The sequence below is a fragment of the uncultured Rikenella sp. genome (genome assembly GCF_948810725.1).
Taxonomy (GTDB): Bacteria; Bacteroidota; Bacteroidia; order Bacteroidales; family Rikenellaceae; genus Rikenella.
In genome coordinates, this window is sequence record NZ_CAQIVA010000062.1 from 1 (window position 1) to 8,409 (window position 8,409).

Sequence of the window (8,409 nt, forward strand, 5' to 3'; positions counted from 1 at the left end):
TCCACGTCCCGAACGTGGCGCGCTAACCGGACTGTGCTACACCCCGAAAATTCCGGAGACAAAGGTAAGCTAAAATTCCGAACCCGCAAACAGTTTTTCGATAAAAAGCGAAAAAACGCCGCCGGGAATCTCGCAATAGCCCCTTAGACTCATGAAAATCAACACCTAAGTCCCCACAAGAAAAAGCCCCCCTCAGAACCTCTTCGCCGCCGCGAATACATCCCGAATCGTGCTGTACGTATTTTCGATGTACGAAGCCAGACTATCCGCCGCAATCCACCGAATATCCGTAATTCCCTCCTCCGTCTGCGGCCTCAGCTCCTCATTTCCGTCATTCTCCATCGCAAACCACGTCGTCCGCTTGAGCACCCACCGGTCATTCGCCTCGTAATGCGACTCATATAGATGATACGTCCTCGTCAGCAACTTACCCACCGCCAGCCCCCGAATCCCGCACTCCTCCTCCACCTCCCTCACCGCACACTCCGCCAACTCCTCCCCCCCCTCCAGCTTTCCCTTCGGCAAATCCCACCTTCCGTTCCTGAAAATCATCAACACCTCCCCCCTCGGCGACACGACCAGCCCCCCCGCCGCCTCTATCGGCAGGAACTGCGCCGCAAACTGCGCGAAGAATCGTTCATTCTCCTCCTCCGTCCTCGAAACGAACGCTACGGATTTGGCCGTTTCGAAAATTCTCTGCAAATTTGTTAATCCGAGCGTCGCCCCGCCGTCCGGCCCGAGCGTATCGGCCTGCATGACCAGCCACGACGCCTCCGTCGCCGCCGCCAGCGCCGCGCACTCCTCCGGCGTGCCGAACGCGACGACATTATCCGAACGATAGACCTTTTTCATAAGTAGTTAGTAGGTATGGAAACCGGCAAAAAGATTGCACAAACATTGCTGCAAATTAAGGCAATAAAACTCAGCCCTGCAAATCCGTTTACGTGGGCCAGCGGGTGGCGTTCGCCGATCTACTGCGACAACCGGAAGACCCTGTCCTATCCGGCCGCCCGTCGCGAGATCTACGAATCCTTCGCCTCCCTGATCACCGAGAAATATCCCCATGCCGACGTGATCGCCGGCGTGGCGACCGGAGCCATCGCCTGCGGCGTGCTGACCGCAGAAGCGCTCGGCAAACCGTTTATCTACGTCCGCTCCGCCCCTAAGGATCACGGGATGGCCAATCAAGTCGAAGGCCATTTCGAACCCGGTTCGAAAGTCGTCGTCGTGGAAGACCTCATTTCGACCGGCGGGAGCTCGTTAAAAGCCGTCGAAGCCTTGCGTTCCGCCGGGTGCGACGTACTCGGGATGGTCGCTATTTTCACCTACGGTTTTCCGACCGCCTCCTCCAACTTCGCGCAGGCCGGCGTCGAGCTGGACACCTTGTCCGACTACAACACCCTGATCGAACTGGCGACCGAACAAGGCTACGTTCAGCCGGAAGAGGTGACCACCCTTCGCGAGTGGCGTCAGTCACCGGACACGTGGGGCAGATAAGAAACCGCCCCCTTTAATCGTTCGTTTATTGTGTCTGCGCGGATGGAACTGCCGTTTTTTCAAGAAGCGGCCCAAAAAAAGACCGAGATTTGGGCTGTCGGCAGCTTGAGGATGCGAAGCCTCCGTCTAAAGTTTTTCTGGTTCTCTTTGTTCACAAAGAGAACAGTACCCTCAAACCAATCGCGCGCCGCGCCTAAAGAGGGAAATCGTCAAAATGCGCTTGCGCGTTTTGACAAGATTTCCCAAGGCGCGCGAACAAAGAATTGTGCCGCCGGCAGCTTGAGGATGCGAAGCATCCGTCTGAAGTTTGGCTTCGCCTTCCTCCTCGCCGCTCGGCATTTGCAAACTATGTTTGCATTGCCCTCACTGGCAGCGTCGGTTTTTCGGTTCTTTTTGTTCACAAAAAGAACAGTTCCATCCGGGGCAGTGTCCCGATCGCGCGCCGCCGCCCAAAGAAGCGATTCAACTATTTCGGCGCGAGCCGAAAGAGAATGAATCGCGCAGGCGCGCGACAACAGTTTCCCGCGCGTCACGCCTAAAGAGGGAAATCTTGTCAAAATGCGCTTGTGCGTTTTGACAAGATTTCCCCGGCGCGCGAACAAAGAATGGGGCGAGGAATTGGGCCGAGGCTGGTAGTTGAAATGCGTAAGCATTTCCCGTCCACGGGACGTGTGGCCCGCTTGGCCGACGCGTTCGCGTCATGGCGCGCGGCCGTTATTACTTTCCAGTTGCTCGCGCGCCGCCGCCAAAAGAAGCGATTCAGCTATTTCGGCGCAAGCCGAAAGAGAATGAATCGCGTAGGCGCGCGACAACAGTTTTCCTGCGCGCCCCGCCTAAAGAGGGAAATCGTCAAAATGCGCTGGCGCGTTTTGACAAGATTTCCCCCGGCGCGCGAACCGACCCCCCAAAAAAAGCGGTAGTTCCTGCGGGCAGACACAGTAAACGAACGAAACACAGAATTAGCCATGCGTTACACCAGCAAGCAAGTACAGATATCCCATTCCGACGAACGGATCTTCCGCGTCCTGTCCAGCTTCGAGAACTTCACCCCCATCCTCGCCGACAAAGTCGACGGGTGGGAAGCCACCGAAGAGACCTGCCGATTCCGCGCCAAAGGCTTCACCATCGGTCTGAAGATGGTCGAGCGCGAGCCCAATAAGCACATAAAAGTGAGCGCCGACGACACCGGCGGCAGCCTTCCGTTACCCTTCACCTTCTGGACCCAGATGAAAGACACCACCCCCGAAGGGTCGTCGACCCCCCGGACCCACATGCGGATCGTGCTCGACATCGAGCTGAACCCCATGATGAAGATGATGGTCGGCGGGAAACTGCAAGGCGCCGTCGACAGCATCGCCGACCAGATCGCCCACGCCTTTAACAACGCACACCTTTGATGCGCCGCAGGTTTTTCATAGCCCTCTTTTTGCTCCTGACCCTTTTCGGAGCCCCCCTCGCCGCCCTCGGCAGCGCGGCCGGGAACCCCGTGTCCGCCCTCGTCGACCGCATCCAGCCCGGCCAGAGCTCCCGCTTCCTCTTCGAACTCGCAGAACAGCAATCCCCCCGAGACTTCTTCGAACTCGACGCCAAAGGAGGGAAAATCGTCATTCGCGGCAATAATTACCTCTCCATCGCCGTCGGCCTCAACTGGTACCTCAAGTACTATGCAGGCGTGCAGATTACCTGGAACAACCCCCGCCCGCGCCTGAGCCACCTCAAGTTTCCCAAGCCTAAGACCGTCGAGCGGCATGCCACCGACATGCTCGTGCGGTACTACATGAACTACTGCACCTTTTCCTACTCCACCCCGTTTTGGAACTGGGAACGCTGGCAGCAAGAGATCGACTGGATGGCCCTGCACGGCATCACCACCCCCTTGTCCCTGACCGGCTCCGCCACCGTCTGGCGGAACACCCTGCTCGATTTCGGGTTCGACAAAGAGCAAATCGACCGCTTCATCGCCGGGCCCGCACATCAAGCCTGGTGGCTCATGAACAACCTCGAAGCCTGGGGCGGGCCCAACCCTGCCGACTGGTACGACAAACAAGCCGAACTGGAGCAGAAGATCGTCCAGCGGTATCGGGAGTGGGGCATGCAGCCCGTTTTTGCCGGGTATGGCGGAATGGTGCCCAACGACACCGCCATGTGGCGGCAGTTAGGGCTCACCCAAGTGCAAGACCCCGGCCTTTGGTGCGGTTATCGTCGCCCCGCCTTCCTGCTGCCCACCGACCCCCGGTTCGGGACCGTCGCCGACACCTATTATAAGAACCTCAAAGCCTTGTACGGCGACGACGCCCGTTATTTCGCCATCGACCCCTTCCATGAAGGCGGCTCTACGCAAGGCGTCGACCTTCCTGCCGCCGGGCAAGCCATTTATGACGCCATGAAACGCGCCAACCCCGGCGCCGTTTGGGTTGTTCAGGGCTGGCAGAGCTGCCCCCACCCCGAGATGATCCGCGACCTGCCCGGCGGGGATATGCTCGTACTCGACCTTTTCAGCGAGAGCCGCCCCATGTGGGGCGGGGACCGACGCTCCCCCTGGTGGCGCGACGGCGGCTACGGACGGCACGACTGGGTCTACTGCATGCTCCTGAACTTCGGCGGCAACGTCGGCATGCACGGCAAGATGCGCCGCCTCATCGACAGCTATTACCTCGCCCGCGACATGCATCACGCCGACAGCTCATGCGCCCGCTTCCTTCGCGGCGTCGGCACCACCCCCGAAGGGATCGAGAACAACCCCGTGATGTTCGAACTGCTTTACGAGCTGCCGTGGCGTCCCGAGAAATTCGACCGGATCCAGTGGGTCGAGGGCTATGTGCAGGCCCGGTACGGACGCACCCTGCCACCCGTGGTCGAAGCCTGGAAAATACTCGCCAATACGGTTTATGACGCCCCCTATGACGGCACACAGGAAGGAACCACCGAATCCGTCTTTTGCGCCCGTCCCGCCCTGCGCGTCGACCGCGTCTCCAGCTGGGGCTCCGCCCGGCTCAACTACGACCCCGACGAGACCCGTCGCGCCTTGGGCCTGATGCTCCAAGTCGCCGATCGGTACCGCGGCTGCAACAACTTCGAATACGACCTCGTCGACGTCGCCCGGCAAGCCCTGGCCGACCACGCCAATGTACTATTGCGTCAGATCGAGACCGCCTTCGACCGGAACGACCGCGAGCGCTTTCGCCGCCTCAGCGACGACTTCCTCAGCCTCCTGCTGCTGCAAGACACCCTCCTCAGCTCCCGACCCGAATTCATGGTCGGCCCCTGGATCGAGAGCGCCATGCAGTGGAGCAGACTGCGACCCCAGCAAGACTTTTACCGTTGGAACGCCCGCACCCTCCTCACCACCTGGGGCAACCGCCACGCCGCCGACCTCGGCGGCCTCCGCGACTACGCCCACCGTGAATGGAGCGGCCTCCTGCGCGACCTTTATTACCCCCGCTGGCAAACCTTCTTCGACGCCATGAACCGGGGCGACGCCCCCCCTGCGGACTACTACCCCATGGAATCCGCCTGGGCCGCAGCCACCGCGCCATACCCCATTCAGGCCGAGACCCACCCAATAGAAACGGCATGGAAAGTTTACAACCGACTCCTCACCCGGCATCCCTCCCGTCCGTAGACTACTACGTCGACACGCATGCCCACCTCTTCGACCCCGACTTCGACCCCGACCGCGCCGAGACCCTCGCCCGCGCCTCCGCCGTCGGCGTGCGCCAGATCATCCTGCCCGCCGTCGACTCCCGCAGCCACCGCGCCCTGCTCGACACCGTCCGGGCCCACCCCGACATGTGCCGCGCCGCCATCGGCATGCACCCCACCTCCGTCAACGAGAACACCCGCTGGCGCGAAGAACTCCAGATCGTCCGCCAGCTCCTCCGCGAACCCCCTGTGAAGTGGTGCGCCATCGGCGAAGTCGGCCTCGACCTCCACTGGAGCACCAGCTCCCTCACCGCGCAATGCCAAGCCCTCGTCATTCAGATGCAACTCGCCATCGAATACGACCTCCCCTTGATCCTGCACGTCCGCGACGCCTGGAACGAGATATTCCCCCTTCTCGAACCCCTGCAAGGCCAGATCCGCGGCGTCTTCCACAGCTTCCAGGGGACACTCAAAGACTACGAACGCATCGCCACCCTCGGCGGCTTCGCCATCGGCGTCGGCGGCTTCATCACCTACAAGAACTCCTCCGTCGTGAAAGTTCTAGAGCAGATCCCCGTCGAGAACATGGTGCTGGAGACCGACTCCCCCTACCTGACCCCCGTCCCCTACCGCGGGACCCGGAACGAGAGCGCCCACATTCCCGTCATCGCCGCCCGCCTCGCCGAGATCAAAGGCCTCTCCGTCGAAACCGTTCGGGCCGCCACCACCGCCCGTGCCGCCGGCCTCTTCCTTTGATCGATGGGGGCTGCCGGGCCACTCAACCTCGGGCGGTTCCTTCGGGCCACCCATCTTGGGTGCCCAAACCGAGGGCCATCCCGGCGACCTTCCCGGGTGCCCAACCCCGGGCGGTTCCATCCGGACGACCATCCGGACGACCATTCGGGCCACCCATCTCGGCGCGGCTCAACTTCGGGGGCCTATACCGGGCCACTCAACCTCGGGCGGTTCCTTCGGGCCACCCATCTTGGGTGCCCAAACCGAGGGCCATCCCGGCGACCTTCCCGGGGGCCCAACCCCGAGCGGTTCAACCCGGCCACCCATGCCAGGCCACCCAACCGGCCACCCCTTCCGGGCCCCCAAACCCAAGTGGTTCAACCCGGGCCACCCGACCCGGCGACCTATACCGGGGGTCCATCGTCAGCCGAATGCCTCCGCCGGCCTGAAGACCCCGCCCCCTTCGTCGCGCAGCGACCTATATTGTAGTGTAGATAGTATGAAAGACCCCATCACCATCGACCCCAAATTCCGCTTTCGGCTCGACCGCCGCGCCCGGTGGCTCACCCTCGCCACCCTCCTCCTCGTCGGCACCCTCGTCGGCCTCCTCTTCTACCTCTCCGGCGCCAGCTACCTCCCCGCCTGGTTCGCCACCATCGTCGTCGTGCTGCTGCTGCTCGCCTCGCTCTCCATCCCCCGCTTCATGCGCGTCTCCCCCCACTCCGTCGAGATCCACTGCGTCATGGAGCTCATCAAGATCCCCCTCTCCGACATCCGCCACATCCGCTTCGTCGAACCCCGCCAGATGCGCTACTGCATCCCCCTTTGGGGCGTCTACGGCTTCGGCGGGTACTACGGCTTCTACCTCAACCTCCGCGAGCGCCGCCTCTTTCGTCTCTGCGCCTCCCGTTGGAGCGGCTTCGTCCTCATCGAAGACATCTACGAAGAACAATACATCATCAGCTGCGACGACCCCGCCGCCTTCATCCGCGCCGTCGAGCAGTACGAATAGCCCCCTCTCTCCCCTCCGGATACAAAAAAGAGACGTTCCGAACGGTGGCAGCCCTTCGGAACGTCCTGCATACAAAGCAGATAAGTAATATTAAACGGGAGACGATAACTCGAATTTAAATATTTTATTGTATAGTCGGATGCGAGTTTTATCGGTGATTAACAATCAGTTATTCGATTTCATGTATAAAATGTATAAAGCAAATTTAAACATTATGATGCAACTTTGCAACATAATGCAGTAACATTCAAACCTCCTGCACCATGACCGACTGGCAGCGGCTCGAACAAATCATCCGGTGGACCGGCCTGTCTACCAACGCCTTCGCCTTTTCCATAGGCCTGAAACGGAGCCAGAACCTCTACCAGATCAAACGCCACCGCAACCGGATCAGCAAAGACCTCGCCGACCGGATCGTCCGTCGCTACCCCGTTTTCGACCGCTCGTGGCTCCTGACCGGCGACGGCCCCAGCCCCGACCTCTCCAGCCTTCCCCTCCCTCCCCGTCCCGACACCGCCTCCGGACGCATCCCCTTTTACCCGCTCGACGCCCTTCGCCTCGCCTCCGACCCCTCCCTCCTCGCCACCGCCCAGCCCGACGGCCACCTCTCCATCCCCGGCATCGACGACTGCGACCTCGCCGCCCTCTGCACCGGCGACCACATGGCCCCCGACATCCCCTCCGGCGCCATCGTCGCCCTTCGCCGCGTCGACCCCCAAGGCCCCGTTCTCCCCGGCGAGATCTACCTCCTCGTGACCAGCGAATACGCCCGAATGGGCTACATCCGCCCCGACCGGAAAGTCGCCTCCGGCCTCTGGCTCGACCCCCCCTCCGGCAGCGACCAGCCCCCCCTCGGCCTCCGTCGCGACCGCATCCGCCACCTCTATCTCGTCCAGGGAATCGTCATCCGCAAAGTTCTGTAACCCTCCCTTTTTCACCCCTCCCGTCTAATAGGTTGAAAAAAAGCAGGGTAAAGGACGAAAAAGTTTGGAAATTCAAAACCAATGCCTATCTTTGTCGTCCGAAATGTCCTGTTCTCCCTTTTTCGGGGAAATGTTAACAGGTTGAAACTCGGGCGGATACCAGAGTGGCCAAATGGGGCAGACTGTAAATCTGCTGTCTTCGACTTCGGTGGTTCGAATCCATCTCCGCCCACAAAAAAGTTTATCATCCGGCAAGCCGTTCAGCCGTCAGGCTCTGGTTTGCAGACAGTCCCGCCGCAAGCTCGCTTGCAAGGCGAGGACTGGCGGAAAACCAGAAATGAACGCAGTTCATGAGGTTGCCGGCGATAGAGTTTTATTGTAGGGGTCCCGCCGGGAGGCAATGGATCACGGCACGCCAGTGACGTAATCCATCTCAGGGGTAAACGGAGACAATGATCACGGCACATTAGTGACGTAATCCCTCCGCCTTAAAACAAAGAGGCATACAAGAACAACGGCACACCCCCTCGCAAACACCACCGAAAACAAGCGGAAGTAGCTCAGTCGGTAGAGCATTAGCCTTCCAAGCTAAGGGTCGCG

The 8,409-nt window shown here is 60.7% G+C and carries 8 protein-coding genes and 1 tRNA gene; 7 read left to right on the forward strand and 2 right to left on the reverse strand.

Translation table 11 applies throughout. The features are described 5' to 3' along the window. Positions 1-192 precede the first annotated feature (192 nt). Positions 193-852: an NUDIX hydrolase gene (locus Q9S52_RS09975; protein WP_300728262.1), complete on the reverse strand. Its 660-nt coding sequence runs from the start codon at positions 850-852 to the stop codon at positions 193-195. Between the two features lie 15 nt (positions 853-867). On the opposite strand from Q9S52_RS09975, the gene pyrE reads away from it, so the two are divergent. Further along, on the forward strand, positions 868-1,497 hold the full coding sequence (gene pyrE, locus Q9S52_RS09980) for an orotate phosphoribosyltransferase (RefSeq protein WP_294594876.1): 630 nt from the start codon (positions 868-870) through the stop codon (positions 1,495-1,497). A gap of 171 nt (positions 1,498-1,668) precedes the next feature. On the opposite strand, the gene Q9S52_RS09985 is transcribed toward pyrE, so the two are convergent. Beyond that, positions 1,669-1,836, reverse strand: a complete 168-nt coding sequence (locus Q9S52_RS09985) for a hypothetical protein (protein WP_304709004.1) — start codon at positions 1,834-1,836, stop codon at positions 1,669-1,671. Between the two features lie 626 nt (positions 1,837-2,462). Here Q9S52_RS09985 and Q9S52_RS09990 point away from each other — a divergent pair. The 6 genes from Q9S52_RS09990 to Q9S52_RS10015 all read left to right on the forward strand — a co-directional run bounded on the left by Q9S52_RS09990 (position 2,463) and on the right by Q9S52_RS10015 (position 8,041). Next, on the forward strand, positions 2,463-2,894 hold the full coding sequence (locus tag Q9S52_RS09990) for a polyketide cyclase (protein WP_304709005.1): 432 nt from the start codon (positions 2,463-2,465) through the stop codon (positions 2,892-2,894). Beyond that, the gene (locus Q9S52_RS09995) at positions 2,894-5,119 is read left to right on the forward strand and encodes an alpha-N-acetylglucosaminidase (RefSeq protein ID WP_304709006.1); all 2,226 of its coding nucleotides are present in this window, start codon (positions 2,894-2,896) and stop codon (positions 5,117-5,119) included. Before Q9S52_RS09990 ends, Q9S52_RS09995 begins: the two co-directional genes overlap by 1 nt. Beyond that, positions 5,071-5,895 carry a TatD family hydrolase gene (locus Q9S52_RS10000; protein ID WP_294592408.1) on the forward strand — a complete coding sequence of 275 codons (825 nt, stop codon included), beginning with the start codon at positions 5,071-5,073 and terminating at the stop codon, positions 5,893-5,895. Before Q9S52_RS09995 ends, Q9S52_RS10000 begins: the two co-directional genes overlap by 49 nt. A 478-nt stretch (positions 5,896-6,373) precedes the next feature. Next, the gene (locus Q9S52_RS10005; protein ID WP_294592405.1) at positions 6,374-6,886 is read left to right on the forward strand and encodes a PH domain-containing protein; all 513 of its coding nucleotides are present in this window, start codon (positions 6,374-6,376) and stop codon (positions 6,884-6,886) included. Between the two features lie 263 nt (positions 6,887-7,149). Then, the gene (locus tag Q9S52_RS10010; protein ID WP_294592402.1) at positions 7,150-7,809 is read left to right on the forward strand and encodes a hypothetical protein; all 660 of its coding nucleotides are present in this window, start codon (positions 7,150-7,152) and stop codon (positions 7,807-7,809) included. Positions 7,810-7,959: 150 nt separating this feature from the next. Then, positions 7,960-8,041, forward strand: a tRNA-Tyr gene (locus tag Q9S52_RS10015). Positions 8,042-8,409 lie beyond the last annotated feature (368 nt).